Origin of the sequence: Shinella sp. WSD5-1, from assembly GCF_963942435.1 — a bacterium.
GTDB classification, from domain to species: domain Bacteria; phylum Pseudomonadota; class Alphaproteobacteria; order Rhizobiales; family Rhizobiaceae; genus Shinella; species Shinella yambaruensis.
Genome location: NZ_OZ012596.1, coordinates 1,050,854 through 1,066,549 on the forward strand (window position 1 = coordinate 1,050,854; position 15,696 = coordinate 1,066,549).

The window sequence follows — 15,696 nt, forward strand, 5'->3', positions numbered from 1 at the left end:
TTGCAAGCGGTCATGACAACGATATTGTCGCCGTCCTGTGGACGGCTTGAACCGGGGGAGTAGATGCCGATTTCGAACGCCGCCTTCGTGCGCTCGACAGTTATCCTGCTGATTGCAGGCATGCTTGCCTTGCTTGGCATCGTCGGCACGTCGCTCTGGCTCGTCAGCAAGGTGCAGGGCTATTTCGCCGGCTTCATCGAGGTGCGCGAGGCGCGCAGTGCCGCCGCCGATCTCCTGTCCATCCTGAAGGATGCCGAAACGGGCCAGCGCGGTTTCATCATAACAGGCGACACCGCATTCCGGGCCCCTTATGACGATGCGCTGCGCGGCGTCGCCGAACAGGAAAAGGTCTTCCTCGAGAAGGCGATGCGCCTTCCCGCATATGCCGAGCGGGCGACGCGGGTCGGCACCCTGGTCGAGCAGAAGCTGGCGGAGCTTGCCGGAACCGTCAGTCTCATGGAGCAGGGCCGCCAGGCGGAGGCTATCGAGGAGGTCAAGACCGATCGCGGCCGCGTCCTCATGGATGAGCTTCGCGTCGAAATCGGCTCCATCATGGACGATGCGGACCGGAGTCTGGAGGAAAGCGTCGTCGATACGCTCCGGTCCGCCAGCGCGCTGCAATGGACGACGGTGATCGGCGCCATCGCCATCATCGGCGTGCTCGGTGGCGCGGCCGCCGTCATTATGCAATATACCCGCGACATCATCGTCGCCCGCCGCGAGGTCGAGACGCTGAACGCCACGCTGGAAAGGCGGGTGGACGAGCGCACCGAGGAGCTGATCCGCGCCAACCAGGAGGTGCAGCGCTTCGCCTATATCGTGACGCACGACCTGCGCGCGCCGCTCGTCAACATCATGGGCTTTACCAGCGAGCTGCAGGCCTCGCTCGCCGCCATCCAGAGCTATGTGCTGGCCGACGGCAAGGCGCCGAGCGAAGGCGACATTCTCGAGGCGCGCCGCGCGGCTTCGGAAGACCTGCCCGAGGCGATCGGCTTCATCCGCTCCTCCACCAAGAAGATGGACGGCCTCATCAATGCCATCCTGAAGATTTCGCGCGACGGGCGGCGGGAGCTCAGGATCGAGCGCGTGGACGTCAAGGCGCTGGTCGAGGCGGGCGCGGCGGCCGTGGGGCATCAGGTCGGCGAATCCGACGGCGAGGTCACCATCGACGACAAGCTGCCGACCGTCATTTCCGACCGGCTGTCGCTGGAGCAGGTCTTCGGCAACCTCTTCGACAACGCCATCAAGTACCGCTCGCCGGACCGGCCGCTGCGCATCTCCGTCACCGCGAAGAATGGCGGGCGCGCCGGCTTCGTCATAGAGTTCACCGACAATGGCCGCGGCATCGCGCCCGAAGATCACGAACGGGTCTTCGAACTGTTCCGCCGCTCGGGCACCCAGGACAAGCCCGGCGAAGGCATCGGCCTTGCGCATGTGCGTTCACTGATGCGCAATCTTGGCGGTGATATCGTCGTCCGATCCGAACTCGGGCAGGGGACGACATTCGTGCTCCGTCTGCCGCCCGACCTCAGCAAAGTAGTCAGGAGTATGCAGGCATGAACGGTCTGGGCAAGGAAGTCACCATCGTCATGATCGAGGACGACGAGGGCCATGCGCGCCTCATCGAGAAGAACATCCGCCGCGCCGGCGTGCACAACGAGGTCGTGCCCTTCACCAATGGCACGGAGGCGCTCGATTTCGTGCTCGGCAAGGACCGGTCGGGCCTTGCCAGCGCCGGCAAGTTCCTGCTGATCCTGCTCGATCTCAACCTGCCGGACATGTCCGGCATCGATATCCTCCAGCGCATCAAGACCAATGTCCACACCAAGCGCCTGCCGGTCGTCATCCTGACGACGACGGACGACGAGCGGGAGATCCAGCGCTGCTACGATCTCGGCGCCAACGTCTACATCACCAAGCCGGTGGAATACGAGAGCTTCGCCCATGCGATCCGCCAGCTCGGCCTGTTCTTCTCCGTGATACAGATTCCCGAGACGCAGTAAATGAAGGAAGGCGCCGCCCGCATCCTCTATATCGACGACGATCCGATTCTGGCGCGGCTCGCCGAGCGCGCGCTCGGCCGTCTCGGCTACGAGGTGCTGCATGCCGAGGACGTGGAGCACGGCCGCGCGCTTTTCGCCGAAGGTGGTTTCGATGCCGTCGTGCTCGACCATTTCCTGCAATCCGGCACCGGACTCTCCTTCCTGAGGGAGTTGGTCGATGCGCCGGGTGCGGTGCCGGTCGTCTATGTGACGGGCTCCAACGACGCCCAGGTCGCCGTCGAGGCGCTGAAGGCGGGCGCGGCCGACTATGTCATCAAGTCGGTCGGCGAGGATTTCATGCCGCTTTTGGCCAATGCGCTCGGCCAGGCGCTGGAAAATGCCGAGCTGAAGCGTGCGAAGCTCAGGGCCGAGCAGGAGATCCGCGCCGCCAAGGAACGGGCAGAGGTGCTGCTGGCCGAGGTGAACCACCGGGTCGGCAATTCGCTGGCGCTCGCCGCCGCCCTCATCCGTCTCCAGATGTCGAGCGCATCCGACGAGGCGGTGAAGGAAGCGCTCTCCGAGACACAGGCCCGCATCACGGCCATCGCCGGCATCCATCGCCGGCTCTATACGTCGGAGGATGTGCGCCATGTCGACATGGGCGCCTATCTCTCGACGCTGCTGTCCGAGCTCGACACGTCGATGAAGGGCCAGGGCCGCAATGTGCGGCTCAACCGCATGCTGGAGCCGTTGCACGTGCCGACCGACAGGGCCGTCTCGCTCGGCGTCATCGTCACGGAGCTCGTCACCAATGCCTTCAAATACGCCTATGGCGAGACCGGCGGCGAGGTGCGGGTCGGCTTCACCCGGCTTGACCCTGAAACCGCGCTGCTCTTCGTCGAGGACGACGGCATCGGCTGGCGCGGCGAGGGCCCGGTGCGCGGTACCGGTCTCGGCTCCAAGATCATCGGCGCCATGGCGTCGAGCCTCGGCGCGAAGCTCGCCTATGCAAGCCGCACCGTCGGCACGCGTGCCGAACTGCTGGTGCGCATGGCCGATGCCGCGCGGCAGGCGTAGCGCGGAACACCGGACGGCAAAAGACCCGGAGGCTGGGCTCCGGGCCTTTCGCTCAAAGGTCTGTGCCGGGGACGCTTACTTGCAGACCTTGATCTTCTTGAAGATGACATTGCCGTAGTAGTCGTAGGCCTTGACCTTCTTGATGAAGCAGTGCGGCTTGTAGCCGTAGCTATAGTAGCCGGCCTGCGAAGGGGCGGCGAAGGAGATGGCGGCAACGGCGGCGATGGCGGCGGAAACGATGATCTTGCGCATAGGGGGGTCTCTCCTGATCTCTGGTTGAGGATGAGCCTCTCTCATCCGGTGATCAGAAGGTCTCACATCCCCCCGCCCCGCGCTGTTCCGCATGGAACAGGAAAAAATGTCCCATCCCCGGAGCCGATATGCGCATCCGGTTCAGGTGGCTGCGGGCGCTGTACGCTTGCGGGATTTGCGGGGCGGCTTGGGCTCCGCCTCGACCGGCTCCTGTTGCAGGCGCAGGGCGCGCAGCCGGGCGGTCTTCTTGTCCCGCGCGGTCGCTTCGGCGGCGATGATGGTGCGCGCCGTCTGGTCGGTCGCCGCCGCCTTGTCCTGCGCGGAAAGCTTGACGGGATTGAAGAATTTTTCCTTGGTTGCGGTCATGACCTCTCCTTTCTGGATCGTCAGGGCAGTTCCGGCAAAGGGCGAAGCGGTTTGCGTTCACGATTGCGTAGAAGCAACTGCTCTAGAACATTTCCGGTGAACTCCGGTTCACCGAAAATGTTCTGGATTCTTGTTTTTGCCGCATTATCCGACGCCGAAGCGACTTCGCTTCAGCTGGAAATGCTCTAGCGGGCCGGACGCACCGCGCGCTTGGGCGCGGGCAGCAGACCTTCGCGCTGCAATTTCTTGCGGGCGAGCTTGCGCTGGCGGCGCACGGCTTCGGCCTTCTCGCGGACCCGCTTCTCGGACGGCTTCTCGTAGGCGCTGCGCGCTTTCATTTCGCGAAAGAGACCTTCGCGCTGCATCTTCTTCTTCAGTACGCGAAGCGCCTGGTCGACATTGTTGTCTCTGACGAGAACCTGCACGATATGTCCTTTCTCTCGCGGCTTGCGCCGCACTGGGGGGTGGACGATGTCGCCACAGCGTCATCGACCTGCGCGGGATGGTTTCAAGGCACCGCGCCCGCGCAACGCGTTTGGCCCGTGGTCGCAAAGCGGCCGCAGGCTCCGCGGCGTCATTTTCCGATGCGGATGCTCGACGGCTTCAGCCAGGGGCCGCCCTTGCCGGCAACCGTCGTCCCCGCCTTGCGCGTCGCGGGCGCGGCGGTCTCGTCGGCATCGATGTCGCTATGGACGACGCGCCGCTCGAAATTCTCGTTGTCGAGCCGCACGCGATACTGGGCTTCGCCATGGTCGGCCGGCAGGACGCCGACGATCCGGCACGTCCGCGCGCCCGTTGCCGTGCGGGACAGGCCGGCCTTCAGAACGACATGGTCGCCGACGGCATGGGTTTTCCGGCTCATGACCTTCTCCTTCGGGGCTATGGAAACAAAAAGGCCGGGCGTGACCCCGACCTCTTCCCGTCATTCGAACGCTCCGCCGCCAGTACATCCGTGGTCGGCGGGCAGAATGACAATCTTATGCGGCGCGAAGGTTGTCGGCCGAATTCTTGCCGGACTTGCGGTCGCGGACAATTTCGTAGCTGACCTTCTGGCCCTCGGCGAGCGAGCCGAGGCCCGAACGCTCGACAGCCGAGATGTGGACGAACACATCCGTCGCGCCGTCGTCAGGCTGAATGAAGCCGAAGCCCTTGGTGCTGTTGAACCACTTTACGGTACCTGAATTCATAACGATATCCTTTCCATCGCTAGTGTAACCGGACGATACATTGTCCGTTTTGATCGATCTTGAAAGGAAATCTGACAGAGCTGGTTAGCTCGAAGACAAAGGTCGCAAGCAGTTTTCGATATGTTCTATATAAAGTTTATTTCGGAAAGTGCAATGGTCGGTGGGAATTTTTCTGGAATCAGATCGGAGAAAAGGCCAAAAAGCGCAATGATTTCCTGATTTTTCTCGAAATTAATTTACGGGTCGAGCCGTTTTATTTTTCGTGGATCGGGAGATGGAATTGACGGTGCCAAACGAGGAAAGGGCGGCCCAGGCCACCCTTTCTTGTCCGTGAGGCTCGTTCAGGCCGCCTTCTTGGCCTCCGGTGCGAAGCGGCTGTAGAAGGTCTCGCCCTTGGCGGCCATGTCCTTCAGCAGCGGCGTCGGCTGGAAGTGGCTGCCATACTTGGCGGCGAGTTTTTCGCACAGCGCCACGAAGGCCTTCACCCCCATCCCGTCGATATAGGACAGCGTGCCGCCGGTATAGGGCGCAAAGCCGAAGCCGAGGATGGAGCCGACATCGGCCTCGCGCGGATCGGTGACGATGCCCTCCTCCATGGTGCGCGCGGCCTCCAGCGCGATGGTGACGAGCAGGCGCTCCTTCAGCACCGTCACATCGACATCCTCGGGCTTCTGCTGCGGGTAGAGGTCCTTCAGCCCGGGCCAAAGCTTCTTCTTGGCCGGCTTCGGCGGATAGTCGTAGAAACCCTTGCCGGCCTTGCGGCCAAGGCGGCCTTCGCCTTCCACCAGCTTCGTCACCAGGTCCATATGGCGCGGATCGACCGATTGCGGCCCCAGATCGGCGATGGAGGCCTTGAAGATCTTGTAGGAGAGATCGACGGCGACCTCGTCGTTGAGCGACAGCGGCCCGACCGGCATGCCGGCCATCTTGGCGGCGTTCTCGATCATCGCCGCCGGCACGCCTTCGATCAGCATGTCATAGGCCTCGGCCATGTAGCGGAAGACGCAGCGGTTGACGTAGAAGCCGCGCGTGTCGTTGACGACGATCGGCGTCTTCTTGATGGCCGCGACGTAATCGAGCGCGGTGGCAAGCGCCCGGTCGCCCGTCTCCTTGCCGAGGATGACCTCCACCAGCATCATCTTGTCGACCGGGGAGAAGAAGTGGATGCCGATGAACTGCTCCGGGCGCCTGGAATTCTTCGCAAGCCCGGTGATCGGCAGGGTCGAGGTGTTGGAGGCGAAGATCGCGTCCTCGCGCAGCACCGCCTCGATCTTCTCGGTCACGTCCTTCTTGACATTGCGGTCCTCGAAGACGGCCTCGATCACGAGGTCCGCATCGGCAAGCGCGGCATAGTCTGGTGTCGGCGTGATGAGGGAGAGCAGCGTCTCGCCGTCCTCCTTCGTCATGCGGCCCTTGCCGATCGCGCCGGTGACGAGCCCCTGCGAGACAGCCTTGCCCTTGTCGGCGGCCTCCTGGTCGCGGTCGATCAGCACGACCGGAATGCCGGCGGCGGCCGTCACATAGGCGATGGAGGCGCCCATGAAGCCGGCACCGACGACGGCGACCTTCTTCAACTCCGCCTTCGGCTGGCCGGCCGGCCGGCGGGCGCCCTTGCCGAGCTCCTGCATGGAGATGAACAGCGACCGGATCATGGAGAAGGCTTCGGTCGTCTGGAGGATGTGGGTGAAATAGCGCTGCTCGATCCTCAGCCCCGTCTCGAAGGGCACCTGCAGGCCTTCATAGACGCATTTGAGGATGGCGAGCGCACCCGGATAGTTGCCGGCGGTCTCGCGGCGCAGGATGGCGGGCGCGGCGGGCCAGAGCTGCGCCGCGGCCGGCGTCCAGATGCCGCCGCCGGGAGCCTTGAAGCCTTTTTCATCCCAGGGCTGGACGGGCTTCAGGCCGTCCTTGATCATCTGCCTGGCGGCGGGGATGAGCTGGTCGGGCTCCACGACCTGATGCACGAGGTTCATCGCCTTGGCGCGCGCCGCGGTCAGCGAGGAGCCGGTGGTCATCATCTGCAGCGCATCCTGCGCATTGGCGAGGCGCGGCACGCGCTGGGTGCCGCCGGCGCCCGGGAAGATGCCGACCTTCACCTCGGGCAGCGCGATCTTGACCGACTTGGCATTCGAGGCGACGCGGCCGTGGCAGGCGAGCGACATTTCGAAGGCCCCGCCCATGCAGGTGCCGTTGATGGCGGCGACCCAGGGCTTGCCCGAGGTTTCCAGCTTGCGGAACAGCCAGGTCATGCGCCCGGTGGCTTCGAACAGCTTTTCGACGGCGGTGGCCGGATCCTTCGCCTGAGCCTCCTTCAGGAGGTCGAAGCTCGCCTGGATCATCGAAAGATCGGCGCCGCCGGAGAAGGAGGATTTGCCCGAGGTGATGACGACGCCCTTGATCGCGCCATCCGCCGCGACCTGGTCGATGATCCTGTCGAGCTCGTCCATCACTTCGATGGTGAAGACGTTCATCGACTTTTCCGGCATGTCCCAGGTGACCAGCGCAATGCCGTCGGCGTCGGTCTCGATGGTGAAATTCTTGTAGCTCATGATGGGATTCCTCTTCCCTGAAATCTCTCTGGCGAGGCGGCTATCGCCCCTCATCCGCCTGCCGGCACCTTCTCCCCGTGAACGGGAAGAAGGGACTTGCCGCGCCGTCGCCGGTCCCCCTCGCCCCGCTTGCGGGGAGTGGGCGCGCCGAGCGCAGCGGAGGCGGGGTGAAGGGCTTTCATGCGCACGCCCTCTAGACCCGTTCGATGATCGTCGCCGTGCCCATGCCGGCGCCGATGCAGAGCGTGACGAGGGCGGTGTTGAGGTCGCGGCGCTCCAGCTCGTCGAGCACCGTGCCGAGGATCATCGCGCCGGTGGCGCCGAGCGGATGGCCCATGGCGATGGCCCCGCCGTTGACGTTGATCTTGTCGTGCGGGATGTCGAAGGCCTGCATATAACGCAGCACCACGGCGGCGAAGGCTTCGTTCAGCTCGAAGAGATCGATGTCGGAAAGCTGCATGCCGGTGCGGGCGAGCAGCTTCTCCGTGACGTCGACGGGGCCGGTCAGCATGAGCGCCGGATCGGAGCCGATATTGGCGAAGGCCTTTATGCGCCCGCGCGCCTTCCTGCCGAGGATCGCGCCGCCTTCCTTCGAGCCGAGCAGGACGGCGGCGGCGCCGTCGACGATGCCGGAGGAGTTGCCGGCATGGTGCACGTAGTTTATGCCCTCGATTTCCGGATGGGCCTGGATGGCGACGGCTTCGAAGCCGCCCATCTCGCCGGGCATCTGGAAGGACGGCTGGAGCTGCGCGAGCGCCTGCATGTCCGTGCCGGGGCGCATGTGCTCGTCATGGGCGAGGATGGTGAGACCGTTGATATCCTTCACCGGCACGACGGAATTCTTGAAATAGCCGTTCTGCCAGGCCTGCGCCGCGCGCTTCTGGCTCTCGACGGCATAGGCGTCGACGTCGTCGCGGGAAAAGCCGTACTTGGTGGCGATGAGATCGGCCGAGACGCCCTGCGGCATGAAATAGGCCGGGAAGTTGACGGAGGGATCCATGAACCAGGAGCCGCCCGACATGCCGAGGCCGACGCGCGACATGCTCTCGACGCCGCCGGCGATGACGATGTCGTCCGCCCCTTGCGCGATCTTCGCCGCGCCGAAATTCACGGCGTCGAGGCCGGAGGCGCAGAAGCGCGAGATCTGCATGCCTGGCGCGCGGGTCGAATAGCCCGCCTCGAAGGCGGCGGCCTTCGGGATCACCGAGCCGGCATCCATGACCGGATCGACGCAGCCCATGACGATGTCGTCGACCTTGGCGGTGTCGAGCCCGTTGCGGTCGCGCACCGCCTCCAGCACCTTGGCGGCAAGGCGCACGGACGGCACTTCGTGCAGCGAGCCGTCCTTCTTGCCGCGCCCGCGCGGGGTGCGCACATGATCGTAGATGAAGACGTCGGTCATTGGTCTCTTCTCCCTGGCGGCGCGGTGGCGCCCTGTCGTTCGAAACTGTCGCGGGGATTTGCGCTGACGGCAACCCCCTCTCGCCTGCCGGCCATCCTCTCCCTCGCACGGGGAAGAAGAATCGCAGGGCCGTTTTCCGTTCCATGCCGGTACGGCGGTGAAGCCCGCTCCTTTGCGGGAAGGCTTGTCAGAACGCCTCGGCCGGAAGCTCCATCATCGTGTCGGCGCCGGCCTCGATGCGGGCCTTGCGCAGCGCGGTTTCCGGCATCAGGCGCTCCATGAAGAATTTCGCGGTGACCAGCTTGTTCTTCAAGAAGTCCTCGCGCTTGCCCGCGCCGGCCGCAAGGCCGTCCTCGGCGGCCTTGGCGATCTTCGCCCACATGTAGCCGATGACGACGAGGCCGAAGAGGTGCATGTAGTCGGTCGAGCCGGCGCCGGCATTGTCGGGCTTGGCCATGGCGTTCTGCATGAACCACATGGTGGACGCCTGGAGGTCGTTCAAGCCCTTCTTCAGGTGCTTGGTGAAATAGGCGAGCTTCTCGTCTCCCCGGTTCTCCTCGCAGAAATCGCCGATCTCCTTGAAAAGGGCCATGACGGCGCGCCCGCCGTTCAGCCCGAGCTTGCGGCCGACGAGGTCGAGCGCCTGGATGCCGTTGGCGCCCTCGTAGATCATGGCGATGCGCGCATCGCGCACATACTGGCTCATGCCGTGCTCTTCGATATAGCCGTGGCCGCCGAAGACCTGCTGGGCCATGACGGCGTGGTCGAAACCCTTGTCGGTCAGCACGCCCTTGAGGATCGGCGTCATCAGGCCGAGGATGTCGTCGGCGGCCTGGCGTTCCTTCTCGTCGGCAGCGCGGTGGGCGATGTCGGATTTCAGCGCCGTCCAGAGCGTGAAGGCGCGGCCGCCCTCGGTCCAGGCCTTGATGGTCATCAGGGCGCGGCGGATGTCGGGGTGGACGATCAGCGGATCGGCCTTGCCGGCGGGGTTCTTCGCGCCGGAGAGCGAGCGGCCCTGCAGGCGCTCGCGGGCATAGTCGGCGGCGTTCTGGTAGGCGATTTCGGCGATCGACAGGCCCTGGAGGCCGACGCCGAGACGGGCCTCGTTCATCATCACGAACATGGCGTTGAGGCCCTTGTTCTCCGCCCCGATGAGGTAGCCGGTCGCCTCGTCATAGTTCATGACGCAGGTGGCGTTGCCATGGATACCCATCTTGTGCTCGATGGCACCGCAGGAAACCGTGTTGCGCGCGCCCGGCGTGCCGTCTTCCTTGAGCAGGAATTTCGGCACGATGAAGAGCGAGATGCCCTTGGTGCCTTCCGGCGCGCCTTCGATGCGGGCGAGCACCAGGTGCACGATGTTCTCCGACATGTCGTGCTCGCCGGCGGAGATGAAGATCTTCTGGCCGGAAATCCTGTAGGAGCCGTCGGCCTGCGGCACGGCCTTGGTGCGCAGGAGCCCGAGATCGGTGCCGCAATGGGGCTCCGTCAGGTTCATGGTGCCGGTCCAGACGCCTTCCACCATCTTCGGAAGATACGCGGCCTTCTGCTCCTCGGAGCCGTGCACGAGGATCGCGGCGATCGCGCCCTGCGTCAGGCCCGGATACATGGTGAGCGCCATGTTGGCCGAGGACATGTACTCGCCGACGGCGGTGTGCAGCACGTAGGGAAGGCCCTGGCCGCCGAATTCCTCGGGCACCGCAAGACCGATCCAGCCGCCCTGGCGATAGAGATCATAGGCCTGCTTGAAGCCCTTCGGCACCGTGACCGTCGCATCGTCATGGCGCTTGCAGCCTTCCTGGTCGCCGGAAAGGTTGACCGGGAACAGCACCTCTTCCGCCACCTTCGCGGCCTCGCTGGCAATCGCTTCCAGCATGTCGCCCGTCGCGTCGGCGAAGCCGGGCAGGTTGTTGTACCGCTCCAGCGCCAGAACGTCGTTCAGGATGAAAAGCGTGTCATTCACGGGGGCCTTGTAGGTCGGCATGCTGGGATTCCTCACCTGTCCTGCGGACATGCGTCCGCTCCTTGGCAAGGGATACTATAAAACTTTGACGTTTGCGTAAACGTCAAAACGTAGCGTGGCGGTGAAATTTTCCTCGGGCGGGGAGGGGTGGAGCGTCGCCGGCGGGGTGGCGGATGGAATCCCCCGCGCCCATGGCTGTGCCGCAAACGGTCGCCTTTCCCCGCGAGGACCATTCTATGAGCAAATCGTTAAAAAATTTCCGGGGCGATTAACCCCTTGTTTACCATGTTTCATGAATTGTGACGCCTGAGGGCATGGGATCGGGAATCATTTCGGCTTCCCTTTGTGACGACCGGACAGGCGGTCCGGAGCCGACAGGGGCGATACTGTTTCCCATTGCGCATGCAGTGTTTGACGGCGGGGATCCGCCGATATGGAAGAAAAGGCGCAGCCGGGCGGCAGTGCTTTCAAAAGTATCTCCCGGCAGGCCGGATGGCCGCCAAAGCGAGGCGAAAGATGAACGGATCGCGAAACCCGCAACGTCACGGCGAAAGATCCTCGCTCGACGCGCTCAATCGCACCATCGAGGGGCTGGAAGCCCGCATCGAGGGCCTGATGGCGGGGGGCCGGGAGGCGCGCGGTCGCGGCGAGGAGCGCTTCGCACCCCGCGGCGAACAGCCCCGTTACGATTCGGCGCGCGCGATCCCGTTGCGCGACGACCCGGTTTCCGAAATCGTGCAGCGCCAGCGCGCGATCGACGGGGGCCGCGAACGCGTCGCCCAGCGTCTGGAGCGCCGCCCGCTTTCGGCCGATCACCATGCCGCCGCCCAGCAGGCCCATGCTGCCTATGGCGGCCAGCAGACAAGTGCCGCTTATGGCGGCCAGCAGGCGCATCCGGCCTATGGCCATCAGCAGGCCGCGCCCGCCCGTGCGGACAATTCCGTCGAGGATATCGCCAAGGCGCTCGTTTCGCTGCGCCAGGACCTGAAGAAGGACATCGCCGACGGGCTGGAGCGCGAGATGCAGTTGCTGCGCTCGGAGATCCGCGGCATCCGCCAGATGGCCGAAGGCCGCGACAACAATGACGACCTGCGCGAGGAGCTGCTGCGGCTTTCCACCGGCATCAACCAGCTCGGTCGCCAGTCGGGTCAGGCGGTCGGCCAGACGGAAGGCCTGCGCGTCGAATTCGACGAACTGCGTTCGGTGCTCGACGGGCTCGCCCGCGAGGATTCCGTGCGCCGCATGGAGGATCGCTGGAACGGCGTCGAGAAGAAACTCTCGATCTTCGACCAGACGCGCGACGACGAGCTGGTGGCGCTTGCCTACCGGCTGGACGAGCTGAAGAGCCAGATCGGCGCCATAAGCGCCACGCCGGCCATCCACGCGCTCGAAGGCAAGATCGAGACCATCGCCCGCGCCATCGACATGCTGGCCCGCCAGGCGCAGCCGGATGACGGCCGGTTCGTTTCCGCCGTCACCTCGCAGTTCGAGGGGCTGGATGCCCGTCTCGACGAAATCAGCCGGGCGATCGCCGCGGCCGGCCGCATGCAGCAGTCGTCCATGGCCGACAACGGCATGATGCAGCGCCTCGAAGGCCGCATCGCCGATCTCGCCGGCCAGCTCGATCTCATCGCCCACCGTCCGGAGCCCGTGCCGGACCAGGGCCTTGCCTTGCGCATCGAGGCGCTGGCGAACCGCATCGAGGACCTGTCGAACGAGCGCACGGCGCTGCGCCTCGAGGAGCGGATCGAGCAGCTCTCGCAGATGCTGGAGCAAAGCCAGCAGGCCGCGCCCGCCCAGGGCAGCGACGAGCTCGCCTACTATCTCTCCGACATTTCCCGCAAGATCGACGCGCTCGACCAGGGCAGCGTCAACGACCAGCTCGCCGAGCGGCTGGACGCGCTTGCCCGCCGCATCGACAGCCTCGACGTGCCGACCGGCAGCCCCTTCCAGGAAGACCGTTTCGCCCATATCGAGGGCCGCCTTTCGGCGATTGCCGACCGGCTCGATGCGACCCGCGTCGCCCCGGCGGGCGACCATGAGGCCCTGCGGGGCCTCGAGGCGCAGATCGCGCATCTCTCCACGCTGATCAGCACGCCATCCGCCGCGGCGCCCGTGCCCGCCGAGTTCGAGAACCGTCTTGCGACGATCGAGGACTACATGGCGACCAATGACGAATATATCGTCGAGGCCGCCCGCCAGGCGGCGGAAGCCGTGATGGAAGCCTACCGCCATGCCGGTCCGGCCACGGCTGCCAGCACCGACATGGAGGCGATCGCCGGCCTTGCCGACGACCTGCGCGTTCTGGAGGAGCTGACCCGCTCGAGCGAGGAGCGCACCGCGCGCACCTTCGATGCGTTGCACGACACGCTGGTGCAGATCGCCGGCCGCCTCGAGCAGCTCGACGCCCCGCACGAGACCTTCGGCCGTCGCGAGGCTGTCATGCCGCGCGCAGAGATGCCGGCCATGGACGTGGAGCGCCACGCTGCTCCCGTCTCCAGCATCTACGGCAACGACTACCCTTTTGACGATGACGGCTTCGGCGCCCGCGAGACCCGCAAGGCCGAAGCCGAGGCGCCGCAGGAGGAAAGCCGCTTTGCCGAGATCGAGGTCGAGAACATTCCCGTTCCCGAGCGTCCCGCCCCGGAAGAGACGCTTGCGGACGAGCCCGCCGCGCTCGCTGCCGGCCAGCCGGCGGAGGTCCAGGCCAAGGGTGGCCTGCTTGCCGGCCTGAAGCGCCGCTTCGCCCCCGGCCGCAAGGAGGCCGCACCGCAGGCCGAACGCCAGCAGATCGACCCGACGCCCTCGCTCGACCCCACGGACGAGCTGGCGCCGGAAGAGGCGAACCAGCTGCTGGAGCCCGGCTCCGGCGTGCCGGATGTCCGCCGCATCCTCGAGCGCGTGCGGGCCGGCCAGGCTTCGGGAAGCCGCCCGGCGGCCGGCAGCGAAGGCGAGAAGGCGGATTTCATCGCCGCCGCCCGCCGCGCCGCCAAGCTTGCCGCCGAGGAGACCGATACGATCTCCCGTGTCGCTCCCGCCAGGAAGACGGAAAAGCTGGCGAAGGGCGAGAAGCCGGCATCGGCGCTGTCGCGCCATCGCCGGCCGATCCTGCTTGCCGTCGGCGCCGTGCTGCTGGCGATCATGTCCTATCCGCTGGTCAACACGCTGGTGGCGGGTGACGAGGCGCCGGCCGTCGTCGAGCAGACCGCCATCACGACGAACGAGACGGCACCGGTCGAGACCACGGCGGGCGCGGGCGACACCGCGACCGCCAACACCGCCGCCATGCCGGCCGCCGACGAGGAAACCTTGACGGATCCGGTCGCCGGCGACGGTGATGATGCCGGGAGCGGGGCGACGCGCGGCCTTGCCGACACGCAGACGAATGCCGGCGCCGAGCCGACGCCGACCCAGACCGCCGCCACCGGCAGCGCGGCGCTGACGGCGCCGGCCGAGACGACAGACGGCGCAGCGACGGCCGGCTTCGAGCCGGTGACGACGCCGGAAACCGCTGCCGTCGAGGAAGCGCTGCCGGTCGACCAGACGCAGACGGCGGCGATCGTCGTTCCGGAAGCGATCACCCCGGCCTCGCTCTCGAAGGCGGCGACCGACGGCGATCCGCTGGCGCTGTTCGAGATCGGAGCACGCTATACGGAAGGCCGCGGCGTTGCGATGGATCTCGCGGAGGCCGCCCGCTGGTACGAGCTTTCCGCCGCCCGCGGCTTCGCGCCCGCCGAATACCGCCTCGCCAACCTCTACGAGAAGGGCCAGGGCGTCGAGCGCGACCTGCCGCGCGCCCGCGAGCTCTACGAGGTCGCGGCGAACAAGGGCAATGCGAGCGCCATGCACAATCTCGCCGTTCTCCTCGCCACGGGCGTCGGCACCGAGCAACCGGATTTCGACGGCGCGGCCAAGTGGTTCCAGAAGGCCTCCGAGTTCGGCGTGCGCGACAGCCAGTTCAACCTCGCCATCCTCTATGCGCGCGGCAACGGCGTGAAGCAGGACCTGGAGGAATCCTACAAGTGGTTCGCCATCGCCGCCCGCGATGGCGACGGCGATGCGGCGCAGAAGCGCGACGAGGTGGCCAACGCCATGCGCCCGGAGCAGCTTTCCAGCGCCAAGGCGAAGGCGGACCTGTGGAAGCCGCAGCCGCTCGACGAGAAGACCAATTCGGCGGACCTGCCCGATGAATGGGTCGGCAAGCCGACGAAGACCGCCAGCGTCGACATGAAGAAGGCGATCCGCAACATCCAGGCGATCCTCAACAACAACGGTTTCAATGCCGGCACGCCGGACGGCGCGATGGGCAAGAAGACGGTCGCCGCCATCAAGGCCTTCCAGAAGTCCGTCGGCCAGAAGGAAACCGGCGAGATCGACGATGCGCTGGTGACGGAGCTCCTGAAGCGCAACAAGCAGCCGAGCTGATCGGCGGACCGCCGGAGAGGTCCTGAAAACGGCTTCTCCGGTTGACTTGTCCCCACCCTGCGGGCATGACGCTCACCACAGTGCGGCACACCGTTCACGATGTGCAACGGACGCTGTGGCATTGTGTATTCGCCGCACGATTTCATCCTTAAATCGGCCCCGATTTCAGGAATGATGCGGTAGAAATTTTCATGTCGCTCCAAGATGATAAGTGTTCGAGAAACGTTATCATCCTGAAAGGGCGGCAGAGCGGTTCCCGCAAGCGTGCAGAATGCGCCTTGCGTCCGGAACTGCGAAAAAGAGCGGCGCGCGCCGGAAGGCTGCGCCCGTGCCCGATCCTTGCGTGATGCAAGGCGCAACCGGCTGCCGGAGGGGCCTAACCCTCCCGCGGCGGGGCGCTTCCGTGCATTCGCAGCCTGCCGAAGGAGAGCCGCGACGGCAGGCGGAACGGTCAGCGGCCGCCGGATGTCTTGAGCCCGCGCAAGCGGAAATT

12 protein-coding genes are annotated in these 15,696 nt (G+C 65.6%); 4 read left to right on the plus strand and 8 right to left on the minus strand.

Annotation, left to right across the window (positions count from 1 at the left end; translation table 11 throughout):
• Positions 1-63: 63 nt before the first annotated feature.
• The 3 genes from AABQ55_RS04975 to AABQ55_RS04985 are packed head-to-tail and all read left to right on the plus strand — an operon-like array spanning position 64 to position 3,059.
• Positions 64-1,560, plus strand: coding sequence for a sensor histidine kinase (locus tag AABQ55_RS04975; RefSeq protein WP_272804298.1), 1,497 nt, complete (start codon positions 64-66; stop codon positions 1,558-1,560).
• Complete coding sequence (locus AABQ55_RS04980; RefSeq protein WP_272804299.1) at positions 1,557-2,003, plus strand: response regulator; 447 nt, start codon at positions 1,557-1,559, stop codon at positions 2,001-2,003. The genes AABQ55_RS04975 and AABQ55_RS04980 overlap by 4 nt, the downstream gene beginning before the upstream one ends.
• The gene (locus AABQ55_RS04985) at positions 2,004-3,059 is read left to right on the plus strand and encodes a sensor histidine kinase (protein ID WP_272804300.1); all 1,056 of its coding nucleotides are present in this window, start codon (positions 2,004-2,006) and stop codon (positions 3,057-3,059) included. It abuts the gene before it with no gap.
• 75 nt (positions 3,060-3,134) lie between these two features.
• On the opposite strand, the gene AABQ55_RS04990 is transcribed toward AABQ55_RS04985, so the two are convergent.
• The 8 genes from AABQ55_RS04990 to AABQ55_RS05025 all read right to left on the minus strand — a co-directional run bounded on the left by AABQ55_RS04990 (position 3,135) and on the right by AABQ55_RS05025 (position 10,799).
• Positions 3,135-3,311, minus strand: coding sequence for a hypothetical protein (locus AABQ55_RS04990; RefSeq protein ID WP_272804301.1), 177 nt, complete (start codon positions 3,309-3,311; stop codon positions 3,135-3,137).
• Positions 3,312-3,452: 141 nt separating this feature from the next.
• Positions 3,453-3,677: a hypothetical protein gene (locus AABQ55_RS04995; protein WP_244767372.1), complete on the minus strand. Its 225-nt coding sequence runs from the start codon at positions 3,675-3,677 to the stop codon at positions 3,453-3,455.
• A gap of 185 nt (positions 3,678-3,862) precedes the next feature.
• Positions 3,863-4,102 (minus strand): 30S ribosomal protein S21, encoded by a 240-nt coding sequence (gene rpsU, locus AABQ55_RS05000; RefSeq protein WP_244767373.1) that lies wholly within the window; start codon positions 4,100-4,102, stop codon positions 3,863-3,865.
• Positions 4,103-4,251: 149 nt separating this feature from the next.
• Entirely contained in the window at positions 4,252-4,539 is a 288-nt protein-coding gene (locus AABQ55_RS05005) for a cold-shock protein (protein ID WP_272804302.1), read from the minus strand.
• 115 nt (positions 4,540-4,654) lie between these two features.
• Positions 4,655-4,864 (minus strand): cold-shock protein, encoded by a 210-nt coding sequence (locus AABQ55_RS05010; protein ID WP_244767375.1) that lies wholly within the window; start codon positions 4,862-4,864, stop codon positions 4,655-4,657.
• 341 nt (positions 4,865-5,205) lie between these two features.
• Positions 5,206-7,416, minus strand: a complete 2,211-nt coding sequence (locus tag AABQ55_RS05015) for an FAD-dependent oxidoreductase (RefSeq protein ID WP_272807392.1) — start codon at positions 7,414-7,416, stop codon at positions 5,206-5,208.
• A gap of 190 nt (positions 7,417-7,606) precedes the next feature.
• Complete coding sequence (locus tag AABQ55_RS05020) at positions 7,607-8,815, minus strand: acetyl-CoA C-acetyltransferase (protein ID WP_272804303.1); 1,209 nt, start codon at positions 8,813-8,815, stop codon at positions 7,607-7,609.
• 187 nt (positions 8,816-9,002) lie between these two features.
• Positions 9,003-10,799, minus strand: a complete 1,797-nt coding sequence (locus tag AABQ55_RS05025) for an acyl-CoA dehydrogenase C-terminal domain-containing protein (protein ID WP_272804304.1) — start codon at positions 10,797-10,799, stop codon at positions 9,003-9,005.
• A gap of 495 nt (positions 10,800-11,294) precedes the next feature.
• Between AABQ55_RS05025 and AABQ55_RS05030 the strand changes: the two genes are divergently transcribed.
• Complete coding sequence (locus AABQ55_RS05030; protein ID WP_272804305.1) at positions 11,295-15,203, plus strand: peptidoglycan-binding protein; 3,909 nt, start codon at positions 11,295-11,297, stop codon at positions 15,201-15,203.
• Positions 15,204-15,696: the final 493 nt, after the last annotated feature.

Excerpts from the sequence above, each read along its gene's own strand:
- AABQ55_RS04990 (WP_272804301.1), bottom strand. The coding sequence starts at position 3,311 with ATGCGCAAGATCATCGTTTCCGCCGCCATCGCCGCCGTTGCCGCCATC.
- AABQ55_RS04985 (WP_272804300.1), top strand. The coding sequence starts at position 2,004 with ATGAAGGAAGGCGCCGCCCGCATCCTCTATATCGACGACGATCCGATT.
- AABQ55_RS05005 (WP_272804302.1), bottom strand. The coding sequence starts at position 4,539 with ATGAGCCGGAAAACCCATGCCGTCGGCGACCATGTCGTTCTGAAGGCC.
- AABQ55_RS04975 (WP_272804298.1), top strand. The coding sequence starts at position 64 with ATGCCGATTTCGAACGCCGCCTTCGTGCGCTCGACAGTTATCCTGCTG.
- AABQ55_RS05010 (WP_244767375.1), bottom strand. The coding sequence starts at position 4,864 with ATGAATTCAGGTACCGTAAAGTGGTTCAACAGCACCAAGGGCTTCGGC.
- AABQ55_RS05025 (WP_272804304.1), bottom strand. The coding sequence starts at position 10,799 with ATGCCGACCTACAAGGCCCCCGTGAATGACACGCTTTTCATCCTGAAC.
- AABQ55_RS05020 (WP_272804303.1), bottom strand. The coding sequence starts at position 8,815 with ATGACCGACGTCTTCATCTACGATCATGTGCGCACCCCGCGCGGGCGC.
- AABQ55_RS04995 (WP_244767372.1), bottom strand. The coding sequence starts at position 3,677 with ATGACCGCAACCAAGGAAAAATTCTTCAATCCCGTCAAGCTTTCCGCG.
- AABQ55_RS05030 (WP_272804305.1), top strand. The coding sequence starts at position 11,295 with ATGAACGGATCGCGAAACCCGCAACGTCACGGCGAAAGATCCTCGCTC.
- AABQ55_RS04980 (WP_272804299.1), top strand. The coding sequence starts at position 1,557 with ATGAACGGTCTGGGCAAGGAAGTCACCATCGTCATGATCGAGGACGAC.